Source organism: Pseudomonas sp. B21-015, from assembly GCF_024749285.1.
Classification (GTDB): domain Bacteria; phylum Pseudomonadota; class Gammaproteobacteria; order Pseudomonadales; family Pseudomonadaceae; genus Aquipseudomonas.
In genome coordinates this window covers 4,108,531-4,126,881 of sequence record NZ_CP087196.1, presented here as the reverse complement: position 1 = coordinate 4,126,881, position 18,351 = coordinate 4,108,531, and the positions used below count along the sequence as shown (strand labels likewise).

The window sequence follows — 18,351 nt, the reverse complement described above, 5'->3', positions numbered from 1 at the left end:
GCCGGGATTTGTGCTGTTTATTTGGGCCTCTTCGCGAGCACAAACACAGAAACTTTCAGATCAGATCTGAACACCAACCGGGGTGGGCGCACGGGCAATGACGCAGAGAGGCGAGTGACGGAAGGTATCGTATGATGAGCCTTTTCCGTTGACCGCCACCCAAGGATCCACCCGATGTCTTTAAGCAAACGCGATCAGGCACACCTCGAACGCCGCCTGGTCGCCAGCCTGACCGAGGCGTGTGAAACAGCCAAAGCGGAAATAGTCGGGTTCTGCTGGCTGACCCATGAAGTTGATTACAACGCCTTTCCTTCCAGCCTGAAGGTGATCTGGGTCTTCGATACGCAGGCCAACAAGAATCAGGCGCTGGCGAGCGGGCAGGGCGAGCGCATGGTCGAACTGACGGCCGTGGCGTTAAGTGAAGCGGACGTTCTCGTCAGCCCGGTAGCGGCCCATGTGCAGTTTGATTCGGAAGAACAATGTCAGCGCGCCAATGCCGGCAACTGGCAGCAACGCTTGGCGCCCAAGCGCTCGACGCGGGGTTGAAGCGTGGCCAAGGACATCGAAAATCCGTGTATTACCGTTTGCCAGTTGAGCGGTGAGTTGTGTGTCAGTTGTGGTCGCACCAAGGACGACATCAGAAAATGGAAACGCATGAAGCGTCCGGAGAAAATGGCGGCGGTGCAACGTGCGAGTTTGCGGTTGAAGGGGCTTCAGAAAAGGTGAAGCCTGTGAAAAGTCTGAAGCTCTAGGGCCGCGCACAAACCTCTCGAACACATTCACGCAACCATCGATGCGCCGAATCGGCATCCATCCGTGGGTGCCAGAGCATCGAAATGGTGATCGGCGGCAAGTCGAACGGGAGAGCGAAACTGTGCAGGCCGGCGCGCAGGTTTCGAGTATGTTGCGCGGGCACTGTGGCGATCAGGTCCGAGGCGCGAGCCAGCGCCAGCGCGGCCGAGAAGCCGCCGACGATGGTGACGATCTCCCGCTCCAGCCCCAGCGCTTCCAGGGCTTGATCCATCGGGCCCTTATCGAGCCCGCGCCGTGAGATCAGGATGTGCCGGCCTGTGGCATAACGGGAGGCGGTGACTTCGCCCTCGCTCAGCGAATGCCCCCTGCGCACGACGCCCATGAAACGATCTTCGAACAACGCGCGGGTACGTACCTCCGGGCTCGTCGTGCCGCCGACCACGCCGGTTTCCAGGTCGACGGAACCGTCACGAAGCGCGGCGCTGTCCTTGCTCAGCTTCTGCACAAAGTGCAAGCGCACGCCGGGCGCTTGTTCACTGACGCGGGCTATCAACGCCGGTCCGAAGTTTTCGACAAAACCGTCGCTGGTGCGCAGCGTAAACGTGCGCACCAGGTGCTTGAGGTCGAGTTGTTCGGCGGGGCGCAAAACCGCTTCGGCGTCTTGCACCAAACGACTGACGTGTTCGCGCAATTCGAGCGCCCGGGGCGTCGGCACCAGGCCGCGTCCGGCCCGGACCAGCAGCGGGTCGCCCGTCGTTTCGCGCAATCGTGCCAGCGCCCGGCTCATGGCCGACGGGCTCAGGCGCAGTCGTTGGGCGGCGCGCGCGACACTGCCTTCGGCGAGCAGCACGTCCAGGGTAATCAGCAAATTCAGGTCAGGTGTCGTCATGCCTCAACATTAGCACGGCGTTGGGGTGGCATGGCGTTGAACGCAACTATCAAGTGCAAAGCATGCGCCTTCCGCCTTGTCATGCACGGGCATACGCTGCTGATCTACCTTTCAGACGTGGCCAGATAATGAAACTCATCACTCAATCAGGTTCGGTGCGCTGGGCGCTTGCGAGCCTTTCGCTGTCGATGTTGATGCCTTCACTCGACACCAGCATTGCCAATACAGGATTGCCGACGTTGGCCGAGGCGTTCGATGCTTCCTTCCAGCACGTGCAGTGGATCGTTCTGGCGTATCTGCTGGCGATCACCACGCTGATCGTCAGTGTCGGACGGCTCGGCGATATCGTCGGCCGTCGGCGCTTGCTGCTGGCGGGCATCACTATTTTCAGCCTGTCATCGCTGGCGTGCGGTGTGGCGCCGTCGCTTGGGTGGCTGGTCGGCGCCCGGGCAGTGCAGGGGCTCGGGGCGGCGATCATGCTGGCGCTGACCGTGGCGTTTGTCGGCGAGACGGTGCCGAAAGCACAGACCGGCAGCGCCATGGGATTGCTCGGAACGATGTCGGCGATCGGCACTACGCTGGGGCCGTCGCTCGGTGGGATGTTGATCGCCGGCGTAGGCTGGCAGGCGATTTTTCTGATCAACGTGCCGCTGGGTGTTCTGAATATCTGGCTCGCGTATCGCTATTTGCCTGCGGACTCGCGGCGGGCGAAAGCGGGGCGGGCGGGCTTCGACAAGACAGGCACGTTGCTGCTGGCGCTGACGCTCGCGGCGTACGCGCTCGCCATGACGATCGGCCACGGTGATGTTGGTCCGCTCAATATCGCGCTGTTGCTGGCGGCAGTTTTCGGCGCTGGAATTTTCATATTCGTTGAGGCCACGGTTGCATCGCCATTGATCAAATTGGCGCTGTTCAGGCAGCCGGGATTGAGCGCAAGCCTGGCCATGAGCACGCTCGTTTCGACGGTAATGATGGCGACGCTGGTGGTCGGGCCGTTTTATCTTTCGGGTGCACTTGGGCTCGGTGCGGCGCTTGTCGGCCTCACCTTGTCGGTCGGCCCGCTGGTGGCTGCATTGAGCGGTGTACCGGCCGGTCGCCTGGTGGACCGTTTTGGCACTCGACGCATGACCCTTGTCGGGCTCGCGGCAATGGTGCTCGGTGCGGGTGCTTTATCGATGATGCCCGCGGGGTTCGGTATCCTCGGTTACCTCGCGCCCATTGCGGTGATCACGGCCAGCTACGCGTTGTTCCAGGCGGCCAACAACACCGCGATCATGACCGACATCCGCCCGGACCAGCGCGGCGTGATTTCCGGCCTGCTCAGCCTGTCGCGCAATCTTGGGCTGATCACCGGGGCCTCGGTCATGGGCGCTGTGTTTACGCTCGCCTCGGCGACGGCAGACATCACCACAGCTTCTCCCGCAGCCATCGCCAACGGTATGCGGATCACGTTTGCCGTCGCCGGGGTGTTGATCGTCCTGGCCTTTGTTATCGCATTGGCGCCGCGAGTTTCACACTGCTGCACCGCATGCAGTAATGAACTGCAGTGAAGCTATATTGTTCAACTGAAATCGAATGCCGATACTCCCCCGTACGTCGCGGTAGGAGGCGATTGGCGTCAACTTCCTCGATGTGACTCAGCGTAAGGGCGCCGTACCGCTCCCACAGGTTCCGCACCTTTTAGTGAGTGCCGCCGACGATTGCCGCTTGCGCCGTGCGCAACGCATGACGATTGCCACGGAACAACACCAGCGTTGCGATCAATCCCAGCACCGCCGCGCCACTGAGCCAGATCCCCGGCGCCGCCTTGTTGTCCAGCACATGGATCAGGTACGTACAGGCCGCAGGGGTGAACCCCCCGAACGTTGCGGTCGCCAGGCTGTAGGCCAGGGAGAAACCGGTCGTACGAACTTCCACCGGCATGATTTCGGTCAGGGCCACCACCATGGCGCCGTTGTACGAGCCATACAGGAACGACAGCCACAACTCGACAATCAGCAAATGGCTGAAGCTGGGGTTCGCCACCAGCCACGACAGCGCCGGATAAGCCGTGAGGATTGCCAGAATCGTCGCTGCCAACAGCAGGGGTTTGCGTCCGATCTTGTCGGAAAGCGCTCCCATCACCGGCAACCAGAAGAAGTTCGACAGGCCGATGCACACTGTCACCAGCAACGCATCCAGATCCGACAAATGCAGTTCGGCTTTGCCGAAGGTCGGGGTGTAGGCGGTGATCAGGTAGAACGACACCGTGGTCATCACCACCAGCGCCATGCCGGCGAGGACGATGCCGAAGTTCTGACCGATCGAGCGGACGATGTCCTGCAGGGTAGGGCGGTGTTTACGTGCCTGGAACTCCGGGGTTTCTTCCAGCGAACGGCGGATCACGAAGATTACCGGCACGATCATGCAGCCGATCAGAAACGGCACGCGCCAGCCCCACTCACCCATTTCTTCGGGGCTCAGCCAATGGTTCAAACCCACGCCGAGCAGGCCGGCGAATACCACCGCAGCTTGCTGACTGGCGGACTGCCAACTGACGAAGAAGCCTTTGCGGCCCGGTGTGGAGATTTCGGCGAGGTACACCGACACACCGCCCAGTTCCACACCTGCCGAGAAGCCTTGCAACAGACGACCGAACAATACGATCAGTGGCGCCGCGACACCTAGCGTGGCGTAACCCGGCACGCAGGCAATCAGCACGGTGCCGGCGGCCATCATCGCGAGTGTGATGATCAGGCCTTTGCGGCGGCCATGGCGGTCGATGTAGGCGCCGAGAAAAATCGCCCCCAGCGGACGCATCAGGAAGCCGGCGCCGAAAGTGGCCAGCGACAGCATCAGTGAAGCAAACGCGCTATCGGCAGGAAAGAAGGTTTTGGCAATGGCCGTGGCGTAAAAGCCGTAGACCATGAAGTCGAACATTTCGAGAAAGTTACCGCTGACAACGCGAAAAATCGCTTTGCCTTTGCTCGTGTTGGAAGACATTTGTAGGTACTCACGCTGGTAAGTCTTGTTTTGACTGACTGGCGCCGGGGCAGGCCTCGCTCCCATGCGCTCTGAGGCCCATAATGGCGGGCGCGGTTTTGAGGGGAGATGAAGATTTGTTAACTGGACGGTGGCGTGGGCTTGTGATGCTGGTCGGTGTTTTGTCCGGTTGCGGCAACGGCGACAGCCTGGAACGCTTCGACGGCCCGACGATGGGCAGCAGTTATTCGATCAAGTACGTGCGCCATGCCGGTCTTCCCGCCCCGGCGGAAGTCCGCGTCCAGGTCGAAAAGATCCTCGCTGATATCGATCAGCAGATGTCGACCTATCGCAGTGACTCCGACATCGAACGCTTCAATAACTTGCCCGCCAACCACTGCCAGACAATGCCTGCGCCGATCCTCGAATTGGTCCGCGTCGGCGAGCGATTGTCTTCGCAAAGCGAAGGCTCCTATGACCTGACGGTGGAGCCGCTGCTCAACCTCTGGGGATTTGGCCCGCAAGCGCGTGAGGAAAAAGTCCCGAGTGCCGAAGCGCTGGCCGAGGTGCAGCAGCGCGTCGGCCACAGCCACTTGCGCATCGACGGTGACCGGTTGTGCAAGGATGCTGCGGTCGAGGTCGACTTCAACAGCATCGCGGCCGGTTACGCGGTCGACACGATTGCCGCAAAACTTGAAGCGTTGGGCATCCACGACTACCTAGCTGAAGCCACCGGCGAGCTCAAGGCCGTCGGCAAAAAACTCGACGGTTCACCATGGCGCATCGCCCTGGAAGAGCCTCGCGATGACCAACAAGTGGCCAAACGCATCATCGCTGTCGACGGCTACGGCGTGTCCACCTCCGGCGACTACCGTAATTATTTCGAGCAGGGTGGTCGGCGCTATTCCCACACCTTTGATGCCCGCACCGGAACACCGGTCCTGCACACCCTGGCATCAGTCACGGTGATTCATCCTTCAGCATTGATGGCCGATGGCTTATCGACGCTGTTGCTGATTCTTGGCCCTGAACGGGGTTGGGACTATGCCCAAACCCATGACATTGCTGCATTCTTTGTGATTCGTGCCGATACAGGGTTTGTTACACGCACCAATCAGGCTTTTGAACGCCTGGCGGGTGAGAAAACCGAGTGATTGCGGCATCAAAAAGCATTTTTCGATGGCGTTGTAGTGCAGGCAAAACTAGCCTACGACGCGACCAAGGGTTAATGTGCGCGGCGTTGACGCTTCTATAGACTGTGTCCGGGTTCTGCACTGGCCCCAAATTGTTCCTTCGCGCCGCCGATCGGCGTGATTTAGCCGCAGGTGCCGAGGGCGCCGCGGCCTGTTCTGAGGAGTACGCATGGCTGTCTACAACTACGATGTGGTGGTGTTGGGTTCCGGCCCGGCGGGGGAAGGCGCGGCAATGAACGCCGCCAAGGCAGGGCGCAAGGTGGCGATGGTCGATAGCCGTCGGCAGGTCGGCGGCAACTGCACCCACCTGGGCACCATCCCGTCCAAGGCCTTGCGTCACTCGGTCCGGCAGATCATGCAGTTCAACACCAACCCGATGTTCCGGGCGATTGGCGAACCGCGCTGGTTCTCGTTCCCGGACGTGTTGAAAAGCGCTGAAAAAGTCATCGCCAAACAAGTCGCCTCGCGCACCGGCTACTACGCCCGTAACCGCGTCGACGTGTTCTTCGGCACCGGCAGCTTCGCCGACGAGCAAACCATCGAAGTGGTGTGCGCCAATGGCGTGGTCGAAAAACTGGTGGCCAAGCACATCATCATCGCTACTGGCTCGCGTCCTTATCGCCCGGCAGACATCGATTTCCATCACCCGCGTATCTACGATAGCGACACTATCCTCAGCCTCGGCCATACACCGCGCAAACTCATCGTCTACGGCGCCGGCGTGATCGGTTGCGAATACGCGTCGATCTTCAGTGGTCTGGGTGTATTGGTTGAGCTGGTGGACAACCGTGGTCAATTGCTGAGTTTCCTCGACTCGGAGATTTCCCAGGCCCTGAGCTACCACTTCAGCAACAACAACATCACGGTTCGCCACAACGAAGACTACGACCGCGTCGAAGGCGTAGACAACGGCGTGATCCTGCACCTGAAATCCGGCAAGAAGATCAAGGCCGACGCCTTGCTCTGGTGCAACGGTCGAACCGGTAACACCGACGCACTGGGTCTGGAAAACATCGGCGTGAAAGTCAACAGCCGTGGCCAGATCGAAGTCGACGAGAACTACCGCACCTGCGTGCCGAACATTTATGGTGCCGGTGACGTGATTGGCTGGCCGAGCCTGGCCAGTGCCGCTCACGACCAGGGCCGTTCGGCCGCTGGCAGCATTGTCGATAACAACAGCTGGCGCTTCGTCAACGACGTGCCTACCGGCATCTACACCATTCCGGAGATCAGCTCGATCGGCAAGAACGAGCAGGAGCTGACTCAGGCCAAGGTGCCGTACGAAGTGGGCAAGGCGTTCTTCAAGAGCATGGCGCGTGCGCAGATCGCCGGCGAGCCGCAAGGCATGCTGAAGATCCTGTTCCACCGCGAGACGCTGGAAGTGCTGGGCGTTCACTGCTTCGGTTATCAGGCGTCGGAGATCGTGCACATCGGTCAGGCGATCATGAACCAGCCGGGCGAACAGAACACCCTGAAGTACTTCGTCAACACGACGTTCAACTACCCGACCATGGCCGAAGCCTATCGGGTAGCGGCGTACGATGGCCTCAACCGGCTTTTTTGAGCGGCTCCGGCCGGTGGCCTGAGCCGGCCGGGGAGACCGATTTCAGCAATTCTCGAGCGTGGCAGTGGCCAAACCGGGAAAGTCTGTAATCAGGCTGTCAACGCCGAAGTCGGCGAGCCTGCGCATCAGCGCGGGCTCGTTGACTGTCCACACCGACACATGCAGCCCCTGACGCTGCGCCTTCTGCAGGCGTTCCGGCGTACACAGGGTCCAGTTCAGCGCCAGCATCTCACAGCCATAGTTTTGCGCGACCTTCAGCGGGTCGAGCCAGGCGTACTCGGCCACCAGTCCGCGAGACACGTCCGGCACCAGGTCCAGCGCGGCTTTCAACACTTCGCGCGAACTCGACGTAATCGTGATCTTGTCCCGCATGCCGAAACGCTGCGCCATTTCACGGATCGCCAGCACGGTGGTCGCGGCACGGGTGCGTGAAGCGCTTTTGACTTCCAGCTGCCAATGCTCGAAGTCGCATTTCTCGAATAATTCTTCCAGCGTTGGAATCGGGCAGGGCTTGATCCAGCCCGGGCCGCCCTTGCGCGCGTCGTAGGTCACCAATTGCGCGGCCGTGTGCTCGGCCACTTTGCCGCGGCGGTCGGTGGTGCGCTTGAGGGTCGGGTCGTGGATGACCATCAACTCGCCGTCCCTGGACAGGTGCAGGTCCAGTTCGCAGCGGCGCACGCCGTGCTTGAGGCATTGCTGAAAGCTGGTCAGGGTGTTTTCCGGTGCTTCGCCCTTGGCGCCGCGATGGCCGTAGATGAGAGTCACGGTTCTTCCTTAATTAATGGCCGGTTTCGTTTTGTTCGCGTGCCAGGCGTCGTTCTTGTGCCTGACGCTGCAAGATATAGCGGGCCAGCAATTGCCGCTGGGCATCGGACAAGTATTCGAACTCGGTGCCGATGTCATAGCCGTCGCCCTTGCGGTCGCAATGGGTGACACGGGCCCGCAGCAACAGGCCGAGGGCTTGCGGCATCAGCACCAGTTTGACCGACAGGTGCGCGCCGATGGCGATGGGCGTCGGATGCTGAAAGTCGATGCCCCCTTCGGAGATGATCACTGGCTGTGGTTCGCCGATCTGTCCGAGTACGGTCAGGGCGACCACTTGGCTTAGCAGATCGATGCGTTTGTTCTGTGATTTCAGGAAAGCGGCAGTGTTGCGGTCGCGCTCGCTGATCTGGCGCAGCAGGTGTTGGGACTCGAATTCGCTCAGGTGCAGTTCGCTGAGCAGGTTGAACAGTGGGGAAGCATCCTGCAACACTTCCTGGCCTGCGGCTTCGGGAGCAGACAGGGACCTAATTTCCAGTGCGATCGTGTCCTCGATACGGTAGTATTCGCGGCGATCTTCTTCATCTAATGTCGACATGGCGAACCCATGGTAGCGGCGGTGGTCTGAGTGTAAAGCTGGTTATCGACCCCCGCCACAAGGACGTTCCTTTTCCCTCCGAACAAGCCCCGACATGTTCAGACCTCTCTTCGTATTTATTGGCACGCGTTATACCCGTGCAAAGCGTCGCAATCATTTTGTGTCGTTCATTTCCCTGACCTCGATGATCGGACTCGCCCTCGGCGTGGTCGTGATGATCGTCGTGCTGTCGGTCATGAACGGCTTCGATCATGAAATGCGCACCCGCGTGCTGGGCATGGTGCCCCACGCGACCATCGAGTCTGGCGAGCCGATCAGCGACTGGCAAAGCCTGGCCGCCAAGGTCAAGCAGAACCCGCAGGTGGCGGCGGTTGCGCCCTTCGTCCAGATGCAGGGCCTGCTGACCAACAACGGCAGGGTGTCCAAAGTGCTGCTCAATGCCATCGATCCTGTGCAGGAACGGCAGGTGTCGATCATCGATAACTTCATGCAGCAGGGCAAACTCGACGACCTGGCGCCGGGCAGTTTCGGCATCGTCATCGGCGACAAGGCCGCGGCCAAGCTCGGCGTGGCGGTCGGCGACAAGCTGACGTTTGTCGCGCCGGAAGTCACCGTGACCCCGGCCGGGATGTTCCCGCGCATGAAACGCTTTACCGTGGTCGGCATCTTCCATGTCGGCGCCGGTGAGCTGGACGGCTATCTGGGCCTCACCAACCTGCAGGATCTGGCCAAGCTGCACCGCTGGCAACCGGATCAGGTCCAGGGCCTGCGGTTGAAGTTCGACGACCTGTTCCAGGCGCCGCGCACCGCGTGGACCATCGCCCAGCAGCTTGGCGAAGACAAGTATTACGCCCGCGACTGGACCCGCACCCACGGCAATCTGTATCAGGCGATCCGCATGGAGAAAGCGATGATCGGCCTGCTGTTGCTGCTGATCGTCGCCGTCGCTGCGTTCAACATCATTTCCACGCTGGTGATGGTGGTGAACGACAAGAAGGGCGATATCGCGATTCTTCGCACTCTTGGCTCCACGCCGGGGCAAATCATGGCGATCTTCATGGTCCAGGGCACGGTCATTGGCGTGGTCGGTACGCTGATTGGCGCCGTGGTCGGGATCTTCGCCGCGCTGAACGTCAGCGCCGCGATCTCGGCCCTTGAAGGGCTGATTGGCCACAAGTTCCTGAACGCCGACGTGTATTTCATCGATTACCTGCCGTCGCAAGTGCAGAGCCAGGATGTGTTGATGGTCTGCGCCGCCGCGTTGGTCCTGAGTTTCCTCGCCACCCTGTATCCAGCCTGGCGTGCCGCGCGCACCCAGCCTGCGGAGGCGCTACGTTATGAGTGAGTCGGGCATGAGTGATAAAGCAATCTTGAGCTGCCGCAACCTGGGCAAATCCTACGTGGAAGGCCCGGAATCGGTAGAGGTTCTGGCCGGCCTGCAACTGGAACTGCATCCGGGTGAGCGCGTGGCGATCGTCGGTACGTCGGGTTCGGGCAAAAGTACCTTGCTCAACCTGCTGGGCGGCCTCGATACACCGACCAAGGGCAGCGTCTGGCTGGCCGGTGAAGAGCTCTCGGCGTTGAACGAAAAGGCCCGTGGCCTGTTGCGCAACCGGTCGCTGGGTTTCGTTTACCAGTTCCACCACTTGCTGCCTGAGTTCACCGCGCTGGAAAACGTCTGCATGCCGCTGCTGATCGGTAAAACCGCGATCCCGCAAGCGCGTCAGCGTGCGACGGCGTTGCTGGAGCGGGTAGGGCTGGGTCATCGTCTGGAGCACAAACCGGCGGAATTGTCCGGTGGTGAACGCCAGCGTGTGGCCATCGCCCGTGCCCTGGTGAACAAGCCAGGCCTGGTGATGCTCGACGAGCCGACCGGCAACCTCGACTCCCACACCGCCCAGGGCATTCAGGATTTGATGCTGGAACTCAGCACCTCGATGCGCACGGCGTTCCTGGTGGTGACCCACGACATGAACCTGGCTCGCCAGATGGATCGCGTCCTGCATTTGCAGGAAGGTTGCCTGACCCCCATCTGATTGGCTGAAACCCGGCGCACTGAACAGTGCGTCGGGTCTTTTATTTTTATACGGTGCCCCAGCGAATGTTCAGACCGTTATCGATCTTTATCGGCACGCGCTATACCCGCGCCAAGCGCCGCAATCGCTTTGTTTCCTTCATCTCGATGACCTCGATGATCGGTCTCGCCCTCGGCGTGCTGGCAATGATCGTGGTGCTGTCGGTGATGAACGGCTTCCAGCGCGAAATGAGTTCGCGCATCCTCGGTATGGTGCCCCACGCGACCATCGTCGGCGTGAACCCTATCGACGATTGGCAGCCGGTGGCCGCCGCGGCGATGAAGAATCCTGAAGTCACCGCCGCCGTGCCGTTCACCGAGATGGAAGGCATGCTGTCCTACAAGGGCACGATGCAGCCGATCCAGGTCAGCGGTGTCGACCCGGCGCTGGAAGGCAAGGTGTCGATCGTTGCCAAGCACATTGTTCAGGGACGTCTCGACGCCTTGAAGCCGGGCGAGTTCGGCGTGGTGGTCGGCGAGATCACCGCTCGCCGCTTCCGTTTGAATGTCGGCGACAAGATCACCCTGATCGTGCCGGAAGTCAGCACCGCACCAGGCGGCATCACCCCGCGCATGCAGCGGCTGAACGTGGTGGGCGTGTTCAAGGTCGGCGCCGAGCTGGACGGTTCGATGGCGCTGATTCACATGGCCGATGCCGCGCAGATGCAGCACTGGCAGCCGAATCAGGTGCAGAGCGTGCGTCTGGCGGTGAAGGATCTGTACGCTGCGCCGCAAGTATCGAGCGATATCGCGACGGGCCTGGGCGCCGCTTACAAGGCTGACGACTGGACCCACACCCAGGGCAGTCTGTTCAGCGCAATGAAGATGGAAAAAACCATGATCGGCCTGTTGTTGCTGATGATCGTGGCCGTGGCGGCGTTCAACATCATCGCCACCCTGATCATGGTGGTGAACGACAAGGGCGCGGACATCGCGATCCTGCGCACCATCGGCGCGACACCTCGGCAGATCATGGCGATCTTCATGGTGCAGGGCACGGTGATCGGGATTGTCGGCACCTTGATTGGCGGCGTGCTGGGCGTGATCGCGGCGTTGAACGTCAGTGAACTGGTGGGCTGGATGGAGCGGGTCAGCGGGCAGCACATCTTCAGTTCCGATGTGTACTTCGTCAGTAACTTGCCGTCCGAATTGCAGGGGGCGGATGTGTTGTTGATCTGTTCCGCCGGTTTCATCATGAGCTTTCTGGCGACGCTGTATCCGGCGTGGCGGGCGGCGAAGGTCGAGCCGGCTACCGCGTTGCGGTATTCGTAAGCCTGTGTAGATCGCTATCGCGGGCAAGCCGGCCCCCACAGTGACCGAGTTGAATCACAATGCTGTGAACGACTCGAAACCCTGTGGGAGCGGCGATGCGGCGATCCGACTTGCCCGCGATAGGGCCGGCCCTGGGGCCCTCAATCCCCCTTCGGCAACTCAATCACAAACCGCGTCCATCCGTTATCCGATTCGCAACGAATCTGCCCACCATGGGCACGGATGATCGATTGGGTGATCGCCAACCCCAGCCCCGCATGCTCACTGCTGCCTTCCCGGCGCGCCGGGTCGGCCCGGTAGAAACGGTCAAACAAACGCGGCAACAAGTCTTCAGAAATCCCTTCACCACTGTTTTCAACGGTCAGGCTCAAGCCGTTCGGTTGCTCGACAATCTTCACCCGCACCTCGCCACCGACCGGTGTAAACCGCAACGCATTGTCCAGCAAGTTGGAAAGCGCCCGGCGCAACATGCTACGGTCGCCCTGCATGCTTGCGCTGCCCTCACGACTCAACTTCACCTGAGCGTCCTCGGCCAGCGGCGCAAAAAACTCCAGCAACACGTCTGTTTCTTGCGCCAGTTCCAGCGGTTCGCGCTTGGGCATCAGCAAGCCGTGGTCAGCCTTGGCCAGGTACAACATGTCGTTGACCAGTTGCGCCATCCATTGCAGTTCTTCGAGGTTGCTGTGCAGCGCTTCGCGGTAATCCTCAAGGGGGCGAGGGCGTGTGAGCGTGACCTGAGTGTGGGTCAGCAGGTTCGACAGCGGCGTACGCAGTTCATGGGCGATGTCGGCAGAGAAGGCCGAAAGCCGCTGAAAAGAGTCGTCGAGGCGTCCGAGCATGGCGTTGAAGCTGTGGGCCATCTCCGCTAGCTCCGGCGGCATGTCTGCTTCTGGCAGCCGTGCGTTAAGCGATTGTGCGGAAACACCGCTGGCTACCGCACTCATGCGTCGCAACGGGCGCAAACCACTGCGCGCCGCCCAGGCACCGAGCAGGGCGGTGGCCAGGGCCGACAAGCCGACCGTCAGCCAAATCAGATGCTGCATGCGCTGTAGAAAATGCTGGTGATGGGTGATGTCTAGCAGCAGGGTCAGTTGCGGCGAATCAGCTTTGTCGGGGTGCAACGGCGCGTTCAAGACGCGGTAATCCGTGCCGTCGTCGCTCATCGTCGACAGGCCTGGCTGGCGTGGCAAGTCTTTGGGTATGCGGGCCGAGCTGTCGTACAGCCGTTGGCCGTCACTGCCAATGATGCGCAGCGAAAGATCGGCTTGTCGGCTCAATTCATCGGCCAGCCTGGCCTCGGCTTCGCTGGACCGAATGTCATCCAGCGCCCGGCGCAAGCCAATCAGTTTGCCGTCCAGCAACTGCTGATCCAGCTCGACAAAGTGCGCCTCGCTGGCGCGGCTGAACAATACACCGGCGAACAACGACACCACCGCGGTGCAGGCTGCGAACAGCAGCGCCAGGCGATTGCTTAATGAAAGTCGGCGCATCAGGCGGGGCGCTCTTCAAGGACGTAACCCATGCCACGCACGGTGTGGATCAACTTGTTCGGGAAATCGTCGTCGATCTTCAGGCGCAAACGGCGGATCGCCACTTCGATGACGTTGGTGTCGCTGTCGAAATTCATGTCCCACACTTGAGACGCGATCAGAGACTTGGGCAGAACTTCGCCCTGACGCCGCAGGAGCATTTCCAGCAAGGCGAATTCCTTGGCGGTCAGGTCGATGCGCTGACCGTTGCGTTCGACCCGACGGCGGATCAGGTCCAGACGCAAGTCGGCCAGTTGCAGGCTGGTTTCCTGAGGTGTGGCGCTGCCGCGACGCAGCAGGCTGCGAACCCGGGCCAGCAGTTCGGAGAAGGCGAAAGGTTTGACCAGATAGTCGTCGGCGCCCAGTTCGAGGCCGTGGACCCTGTCCTCCACTGCGTCTCGCGCTGTAAGAAACAGTACCGGCGTGTCCAGGCCAGCACCGCGCACCGCTTGCAGAATCTGCCAGCCGTCGCGACCGGGCAGCATCACATCGAGAATCAACAAGGCGTAATCGCCGCTCAAGGCCAGTTGCTGGCCGGTGCTGCCGTCGGCCACCAGTTCGGTATTGAAACCGGCCTCGGTCAAGCCCTGGCGCAGGTAGTGGCCGGTTTTCGGTTGGTCTTCGACAATCAGCAGTTTCATGGGCGACTCGGGCAGTTGGAACAGGTGCGTTATACCGTGGGCGGCGACGATGCAGGCCAACCTGACAAAGTTGTAATCTGCCTGTCAGGTGGCTGGCAGAGCCCGCTGGTTAGAGTTTCCCACAAGCTGAACCTCATCTTGTTGGAGTGCGACTATGTTTTTGCGAAATCGTCTGGGATTGGCCGCTTGCTTGCTGATACTGAGTGTAGGGCTAGAGGCCTCGCCGGCGCAGTCCTACGAATTCGGTCAACCGGCCTCGGCCGCCCAGGCTACCCGCAGCATTGAGGTGGTGATGGGCGACATGTCCTTCACCCCCAAGGCGATCGAGATCAAGGCCGGGGAAACCGTACGTTTGGTACTGGTGAATAAAGGCCAGTTGCTGCATGAATTCAACCTCGGCGACGCAGCGATGCATGCCAAGCATCAGCAGGAAATGCTCCAGATGCAGCAAAGCGGCATGCTGATGCCTACAGGCATGAAGGCAATGGACCACGGCTCCATGGCTGGAATGGATCACGGCGCCATGGATCACAACATGAAGCACGACGACCCCAACAGCGTGTTGGTGGAGCCGGGTAAAACCGCCGAGCTGACCTGGACCTTCACCAAGGCCACTAACCTGGAATTTGCCTGCAACATCCCCGGCCATTATCAGGCTGGTATGGTCGGCAATCTGACAGTCAGTCAGTAAGCACTCAAAGGCGGGAGCAAAGGCTGGTAGAATCCGCTGATTCTTCAGTCAGGTTTCCGCCATGCATCCCGCAGCCGAACATTCGCCGCTGGGCAAATCCAGCGAATACATCGCCACCTACACGCCGTCCTTGCTGTTCCCGATCCCGCGCACCGCGAAATGGACCGAGCTGGGCCTGACGGCTGAAACCCTGCCGTACAAGGGCGTGGACTTCTGGAACTGCTTCGAACTGTCGTGGCTGTTGCCGTCCGGCAAGCCTGTGGTGGCGATCGGCGAATTCAGCGTTCCGGCGGATTCGCCGAATATCATCGAATCGAAGTCGTTCAAGCTGTACCTCAACTCGCTGAACCAAACGGTGTTTGCCGACACCGCGAGCCTTGAATCGACGCTGGTAAAAGACCTCTCGGCCGCTGCCGGCAAACCGGTGGGCGTACGGGTTCGCAGCCTGAAAGATGTTGAGGCAGAAGGCGTCGTGGCGTTGCCGGGTGTGTGCATCGATGACCTGGACATCAGCGTCAGCAACTATGAGCATCCGCGTCCGGAGCTGCTGCGGTGCGATGAGTCGCGCATTGTTGAAGAGTGTGTGCACAGTCATTTGCTCAAATCCAACTGCCCGGTCACCAGTCAGCCGGACTGGGGCAGCGTGGCGGTGGAGTATCGTGGCGCGGCGCTGGATCACGCCAGTTTGCTGGAATACATCGTGAGTTTCCGTCAGCACTCGGATTTCCATGAGCAGTGTGTGGAGCGGATTTTCCTCGACCTGCAGCGGTTGCTGAAACCGGAGAAACTGACGGTGTATGCGCGGTATGTGCGTCGCGGCGGGCTGGACATCAACCCGTATCGCAGCACCGAAGAAGTGCAATTGCCGAACCATCGCCTGGTACGTCAGTAAATATCCAATGTGGGAGCGAGCCTGCTCGCGATGAGTCCGTTACATTCAACATTGATGTTGACTGACACTCCGCCATCGCGAGCAGGCTCGCTCCCACAAGGGATTGCATTTCAGGTTGCAGACATTAAAAAGCCCCGCTATCAATAGCGGGGCTTTTTTGCATCCGGGAGTTCAGATCCCCATGTTGCCCAAGGCTTGCACAATGTTGCGCAAGGTGCCGGCCAGGGTGGGATGTTCGAGTTCGAAGCGCTCGACGGCCAGGTTCACATTGTCGGCGAGGTTGGTGTCCTGGGTTTTGGTTTCCAGCTCAAGCTCCAGTTGGATCTGTTGCATCAGCGCGTGCAGGTCTTCGCGCTCGGCTTCGGTCAGTGGTGGATTCTGTTCCAATTGCTCGCGCAGTTTGTTGAGCTGTTCTTGCAGTTCGCGGGCAGGCATGGCGTTCTTCCTTTTATCGATAGGCACTGGCATAGACCGCAGCGGCGCGCCAAAGGTCTATGGCTGACCTTTAGATTAATCCACTCCCGGGCAAACTGCATGATCTCGATCAGGGCTTTTCGCCCTTGAGACGGCGCAGGCTGATATCGGCCAGGCAAGTGTCGAGTTCGCCTAGATGATCGATCACCGAATGCACGCCCAGGCCGAACAACTGCATCGTCGCCTTGCCGCGCAGGTATTCCCGTTCCTTTTGGCTCAAGGCCTGCCATTCGCTCGGGGCCAGCCCGCACAGCGAGCCGCAGGACGCCAGACCAATGGTCCACAACCCGGCGTTCAGGCCCGATTGCAGCAATCGCGGTTCGCCGCTGACCAGCACGCAGCCGTCCAGACGTTCGACATTCAACGCCATCAAGGCTTGCCAGCAGGCGTTCGGGGCCGGCCATGGATTGATTGTTGCCGGGTGTTGCGAAGGTTTGATCCAGTCCGGGAGTGCTGCGGCCAGAGAGTGGGTGAGGGCGGGGGGCAGTTCATCGAGCCAGGCGCAAGGAATCTGTTGGCGCTGCAAGCTGGACAGGCTATCCAGAGCGCCGAGCGTGGCTTCGGCATGCTCGGCAGTCAGTGTGCCGGATTGGCGGGTGCGTGCGCCGAAATCCACCAGACATCCACTGAGGCCGAACAGTACAGCGGTCAGGCTGGGTGCAATGAGAGGCGACGGTTCGGCGCGTGGCATATCAACATCCTTGAAATAGTAACAAGACTATTCGTGGACGGTGACAGTTGAGTGACACGGATATGAATGGCGCGCAGTCAAACGTATCATCCGTAGGGCCTCGCGTACGATGCTGCCTAAACAGGGTTTTCCGTCATATACTAGCGACCTTTGCGACTGGGCCAAGCGCCCGCGCCAGTACAAATCCAAGGAGTTTTCTATGCGCTGGAGCAATCATCTCGCTCAGCTTTGTATGTGTGCCAGTGTATTGCTGGTTCCGTTCGCGGCTCAGGCTGCCACGGAAGAAGACCCTTGGGAAAGCATCAACCGCCCGATCTACAAATTCAACGACTTTGTCGACACTTACGCACTGAAGCCGTTGGCTCAGGGCTACCAGTTCGTCACGCCGCAGTTTCTGGAAGACGGCATCCACAACATGTTCCGCAACGTCGGCGACGTGACCAACCTCGCCAACAACCTGTTGCAGGCCAAACCCGCTGCGGCTGGCGTCGACACCGCGCGTTTGATCTTCAACACCACTTTTGGCCTGCTGGGCTTCTTCGACGTGGGCACCAAAATGGGGCTGCATCGCAACGACGAAGACTTCGGCCAGACCCTCGGTTACTGGGGCGTGGGCAGCGGCCCGTACGTGATGCTGCCGCTCCTGGGCCCAAGCACCTTGCGTGATGCGCCTTCCAGGTATGTCGACGGCTATACCGGTCCGTACCCTTACATCAACGACGTGCCGGTGCGTAACTCGATTTTCGGCCTGAACATCGCCGACACTCGCGCCAGCCTGTTGTCGGCCGAGAAACTGGTCAGCGGCGACAAATACACTTTTATTCGCAATGCGTACCTGCAAAACCGCGAATTCAAAGTCAAAGACGGTAAGGTCGAAGACGATTTCTAATCTCGACCGGTAAAATGAGGAAGGCGGCCATTTTGGCCGCCTTCTTTCGTTTGGTTTGCGGGTTGAATCGGGTTATTTCATCTTCAGGATTGTAAGGCCGAGTTTCTGACTGCCACCGTCCTGTTCTTTCACCCACACCACCTCGGTGTCGGCCTCAAGGCCTTTCAGCGCTGCGTGATCGGAATCGATCCGCACGCTGAGCCGGTCGCCGACCTTGAACAAGCGGGGCGTCTCAACCTGCATGCCACTGCTGGAAAGGTCAATACAGACGGCTTGCACCTCATCGCCTTCATGAATCAGCGACACATCGGCATCAACCCGCATGCGGATGAAATCGCGCTTTTCGCTGTAGTCCCGATCGGTTTGGCTCATGGGCTCGGTCCTTCCTTTGGGTTACGGATTTGCCTGTTCTTATAACTCCCGGTGATTTGACAAGTAAAGACGTCAAGCGACCATCGGCGTGAGCTTGAAACACCTC

At 60.2% G+C, this 18,351-nt stretch carries 20 protein-coding genes; 11 read left to right on the top strand and 9 right to left on the bottom strand.

Annotated elements, in window-relative coordinates:
- Positions 1-174 precede the first annotated feature (174 nt).
- Both LOY38_RS18655 and LOY38_RS18650 read left to right on the top strand, forming a co-directional pair.
- Positions 175-546 (top strand): hypothetical protein, encoded by a 372-nt coding sequence (locus tag LOY38_RS18655; RefSeq protein ID WP_258696496.1) that lies wholly within the window; start codon positions 175-177, stop codon positions 544-546.
- Positions 547-549: 3 nt separating this feature from the next.
- Complete coding sequence (locus LOY38_RS18650) at positions 550-726, top strand: DUF1289 domain-containing protein (RefSeq protein ID WP_258696495.1); 177 nt, start codon at positions 550-552, stop codon at positions 724-726.
- A 22-nt stretch (positions 727-748) separates the two neighbouring features.
- Here LOY38_RS18650 and LOY38_RS18645 read toward each other — a convergent pair whose 3' ends face one another.
- Positions 749-1,642, bottom strand: coding sequence for a LysR family transcriptional regulator (locus tag LOY38_RS18645; RefSeq protein WP_258696494.1), 894 nt, complete (start codon positions 1,640-1,642; stop codon positions 749-751).
- A gap of 128 nt (positions 1,643-1,770) precedes the next feature.
- Between LOY38_RS18645 and LOY38_RS18640 the strand changes: the two genes are divergently transcribed.
- Positions 1,771-3,192 (top strand): MFS transporter, encoded by a 1,422-nt coding sequence (locus tag LOY38_RS18640; RefSeq protein WP_258696493.1) that lies wholly within the window; start codon positions 1,771-1,773, stop codon positions 3,190-3,192.
- 130 nt (positions 3,193-3,322) lie between these two features.
- On the opposite strand, the gene LOY38_RS18635 is transcribed toward LOY38_RS18640, so the two are convergent.
- Complete coding sequence (locus LOY38_RS18635; protein ID WP_258696492.1) at positions 3,323-4,624, bottom strand: MFS transporter; 1,302 nt, start codon at positions 4,622-4,624, stop codon at positions 3,323-3,325.
- A 146-nt stretch (positions 4,625-4,770) separates the two neighbouring features.
- Between LOY38_RS18635 and LOY38_RS18630 the strand changes: the two genes are divergently transcribed.
- Both LOY38_RS18630 and sthA read left to right on the top strand, forming a co-directional pair.
- A complete protein-coding gene (locus LOY38_RS18630; protein WP_258696491.1) occupies positions 4,771-5,757 on the top strand; it encodes an FAD:protein FMN transferase in 987 nt (328 codons plus the stop codon).
- 208 nt (positions 5,758-5,965) lie between these two features.
- Complete coding sequence (gene sthA, locus LOY38_RS18625; protein WP_258696490.1) at positions 5,966-7,360, top strand: Si-specific NAD(P)(+) transhydrogenase; 1,395 nt, start codon at positions 5,966-5,968, stop codon at positions 7,358-7,360.
- Positions 7,361-7,402: 42 nt separating this feature from the next.
- Here the strand turns inward: sthA and LOY38_RS18620 are convergent, their stop codons facing one another.
- Both LOY38_RS18620 and LOY38_RS18615 read right to left on the bottom strand, forming a co-directional pair.
- On the bottom strand, positions 7,403-8,125 hold the full coding sequence (locus tag LOY38_RS18620; RefSeq protein WP_258696489.1) for a glycerophosphodiester phosphodiesterase: 723 nt from the start codon (positions 8,123-8,125) through the stop codon (positions 7,403-7,405).
- A gap of 13 nt (positions 8,126-8,138) precedes the next feature.
- Positions 8,139-8,720 (bottom strand): PilZ domain-containing protein, encoded by a 582-nt coding sequence (locus tag LOY38_RS18615; RefSeq protein ID WP_258696488.1) that lies wholly within the window; start codon positions 8,718-8,720, stop codon positions 8,139-8,141.
- 94 nt (positions 8,721-8,814) lie between these two features.
- Between LOY38_RS18615 and LOY38_RS18610 the strand changes: the two genes are divergently transcribed.
- From LOY38_RS18610 to LOY38_RS18600, 3 genes are all read left to right on the top strand, one after another.
- Positions 8,815-10,065, top strand: a complete 1,251-nt coding sequence (locus tag LOY38_RS18610; protein WP_258696487.1) for a lipoprotein-releasing ABC transporter permease subunit — start codon at positions 8,815-8,817, stop codon at positions 10,063-10,065.
- Positions 10,066-10,072: 7 nt separating this feature from the next.
- Positions 10,073-10,756, top strand: a complete 684-nt coding sequence (gene lolD, locus LOY38_RS18605; RefSeq protein ID WP_258696486.1) for a lipoprotein-releasing ABC transporter ATP-binding protein LolD — start codon at positions 10,073-10,075, stop codon at positions 10,754-10,756.
- 65 nt (positions 10,757-10,821) lie between these two features.
- On the top strand, positions 10,822-12,066 hold the full coding sequence (locus tag LOY38_RS18600; protein ID WP_258696485.1) for a lipoprotein-releasing ABC transporter permease subunit: 1,245 nt from the start codon (positions 10,822-10,824) through the stop codon (positions 12,064-12,066).
- A 140-nt stretch (positions 12,067-12,206) separates the two neighbouring features.
- On the opposite strand, the gene LOY38_RS18595 is transcribed toward LOY38_RS18600, so the two are convergent.
- Both LOY38_RS18595 and LOY38_RS18590 read right to left on the bottom strand, forming a co-directional pair.
- On the bottom strand, positions 12,207-13,556 hold the full coding sequence (locus LOY38_RS18595) for a heavy metal sensor histidine kinase (RefSeq protein WP_258696484.1): 1,350 nt from the start codon (positions 13,554-13,556) through the stop codon (positions 12,207-12,209).
- Positions 13,556-14,236, bottom strand: coding sequence for a heavy metal response regulator transcription factor (locus LOY38_RS18590; RefSeq protein ID WP_258696483.1), 681 nt, complete (start codon positions 14,234-14,236; stop codon positions 13,556-13,558). Before LOY38_RS18590 ends, LOY38_RS18595 begins: the two co-directional genes overlap by 1 nt.
- 154 nt (positions 14,237-14,390) lie before the next feature.
- Between LOY38_RS18590 and LOY38_RS18585 the strand changes: the two genes are divergently transcribed.
- Entirely contained in the window at positions 14,391-14,927 is a 537-nt protein-coding gene (locus LOY38_RS18585; RefSeq protein ID WP_258696482.1) for a plastocyanin/azurin family copper-binding protein, read from the top strand.
- Between the two features lie 61 nt (positions 14,928-14,988).
- Positions 14,989-15,819 carry an NADPH-dependent 7-cyano-7-deazaguanine reductase QueF gene (gene queF, locus LOY38_RS18580; RefSeq protein ID WP_258696481.1) on the top strand — a complete coding sequence of 277 codons (831 nt, stop codon included), beginning with the start codon at positions 14,989-14,991 and terminating at the stop codon, positions 15,817-15,819.
- Positions 15,820-15,990: 171 nt separating this feature from the next.
- Here queF and LOY38_RS18575 read toward each other — a convergent pair whose 3' ends face one another.
- Both LOY38_RS18575 and LOY38_RS18570 read right to left on the bottom strand, forming a co-directional pair.
- Positions 15,991-16,254 carry a DUF4404 family protein gene (locus tag LOY38_RS18575; protein ID WP_019649409.1) on the bottom strand — a complete coding sequence of 88 codons (264 nt, stop codon included), beginning with the start codon at positions 16,252-16,254 and terminating at the stop codon, positions 15,991-15,993.
- Between the two features lie 109 nt (positions 16,255-16,363).
- On the bottom strand, positions 16,364-16,984 hold the full coding sequence (locus LOY38_RS18570) for an HAD family phosphatase (protein ID WP_258696480.1): 621 nt from the start codon (positions 16,982-16,984) through the stop codon (positions 16,364-16,366).
- Between the two features lie 199 nt (positions 16,985-17,183).
- Here LOY38_RS18570 and LOY38_RS18565 point away from each other — a divergent pair, with 199 nt between their 5' ends.
- Positions 17,184-17,873 (top strand): VacJ family lipoprotein, encoded by a 690-nt coding sequence (locus LOY38_RS18565; protein ID WP_258696479.1) that lies wholly within the window; start codon positions 17,184-17,186, stop codon positions 17,871-17,873.
- 72 nt (positions 17,874-17,945) lie between these two features.
- Here LOY38_RS18565 and LOY38_RS18560 read toward each other — a convergent pair whose 3' ends face one another.
- A complete protein-coding gene (locus LOY38_RS18560; protein ID WP_258696478.1) occupies positions 17,946-18,245 on the bottom strand; it encodes a PilZ domain-containing protein in 300 nt (99 codons plus the stop codon).
- Positions 18,246-18,351 lie beyond the last annotated feature (106 nt).

What these genes read in the sequence shown, in the direction of transcription:
- LOY38_RS18585 (WP_258696482.1), top strand. Translation starts at nt 14,391, where the DNA reads ATGTTTTTGCGAAATCGTCTGGGATTGGCCGCTTGCTTGCTGATACTG.
- LOY38_RS18570 (WP_258696480.1), bottom strand. Translation starts at nt 16,984, where the DNA reads ATGCCACGCGCCGAACCGTCGCCTCTCATTGCACCCAGCCTGACCGCT.
- LOY38_RS18595 (WP_258696484.1), bottom strand. Translation starts at nt 13,556, where the DNA reads ATGCGCCGACTTTCATTAAGCAATCGCCTGGCGCTGCTGTTCGCAGCC.
- LOY38_RS18645 (WP_258696494.1), bottom strand. Translation starts at nt 1,642, where the DNA reads ATGACGACACCTGACCTGAATTTGCTGATTACCCTGGACGTGCTGCTC.
- LOY38_RS18610 (WP_258696487.1), top strand. Translation starts at nt 8,815, where the DNA reads ATGTTCAGACCTCTCTTCGTATTTATTGGCACGCGTTATACCCGTGCA.
- LOY38_RS18615 (WP_258696488.1), bottom strand. Translation starts at nt 8,720, where the DNA reads ATGTCGACATTAGATGAAGAAGATCGCCGCGAATACTACCGTATCGAG.
- LOY38_RS18630 (WP_258696491.1), top strand. Translation starts at nt 4,771, where the DNA reads ATGCTGGTCGGTGTTTTGTCCGGTTGCGGCAACGGCGACAGCCTGGAA.
- LOY38_RS18590 (WP_258696483.1), bottom strand. Translation starts at nt 14,236, where the DNA reads ATGAAACTGCTGATTGTCGAAGACCAACCGAAAACCGGCCACTACCTG.
- LOY38_RS18575 (WP_019649409.1), bottom strand. Translation starts at nt 16,254, where the DNA reads ATGCCTGCCCGCGAACTGCAAGAACAGCTCAACAAACTGCGCGAGCAA.
- sthA (WP_258696490.1), top strand. Translation starts at nt 5,966, where the DNA reads ATGGCTGTCTACAACTACGATGTGGTGGTGTTGGGTTCCGGCCCGGCG.
- queF (WP_258696481.1), top strand. Translation starts at nt 14,989, where the DNA reads ATGCATCCCGCAGCCGAACATTCGCCGCTGGGCAAATCCAGCGAATAC.
- LOY38_RS18600 (WP_258696485.1), top strand. Translation starts at nt 10,822, where the DNA reads ATGTTCAGACCGTTATCGATCTTTATCGGCACGCGCTATACCCGCGCC.
- lolD (WP_258696486.1), top strand. Translation starts at nt 10,073, where the DNA reads ATGAGTGATAAAGCAATCTTGAGCTGCCGCAACCTGGGCAAATCCTAC.
- LOY38_RS18560 (WP_258696478.1), bottom strand. Translation starts at nt 18,245, where the DNA reads ATGAGCCAAACCGATCGGGACTACAGCGAAAAGCGCGATTTCATCCGC.
- LOY38_RS18635 (WP_258696492.1), bottom strand. Translation starts at nt 4,624, where the DNA reads ATGTCTTCCAACACGAGCAAAGGCAAAGCGATTTTTCGCGTTGTCAGC.
- LOY38_RS18655 (WP_258696496.1), top strand. Translation starts at nt 175, where the DNA reads ATGTCTTTAAGCAAACGCGATCAGGCACACCTCGAACGCCGCCTGGTC.
- LOY38_RS18640 (WP_258696493.1), top strand. Translation starts at nt 1,771, where the DNA reads ATGAAACTCATCACTCAATCAGGTTCGGTGCGCTGGGCGCTTGCGAGC.
- LOY38_RS18565 (WP_258696479.1), top strand. Translation starts at nt 17,184, where the DNA reads ATGCGCTGGAGCAATCATCTCGCTCAGCTTTGTATGTGTGCCAGTGTA.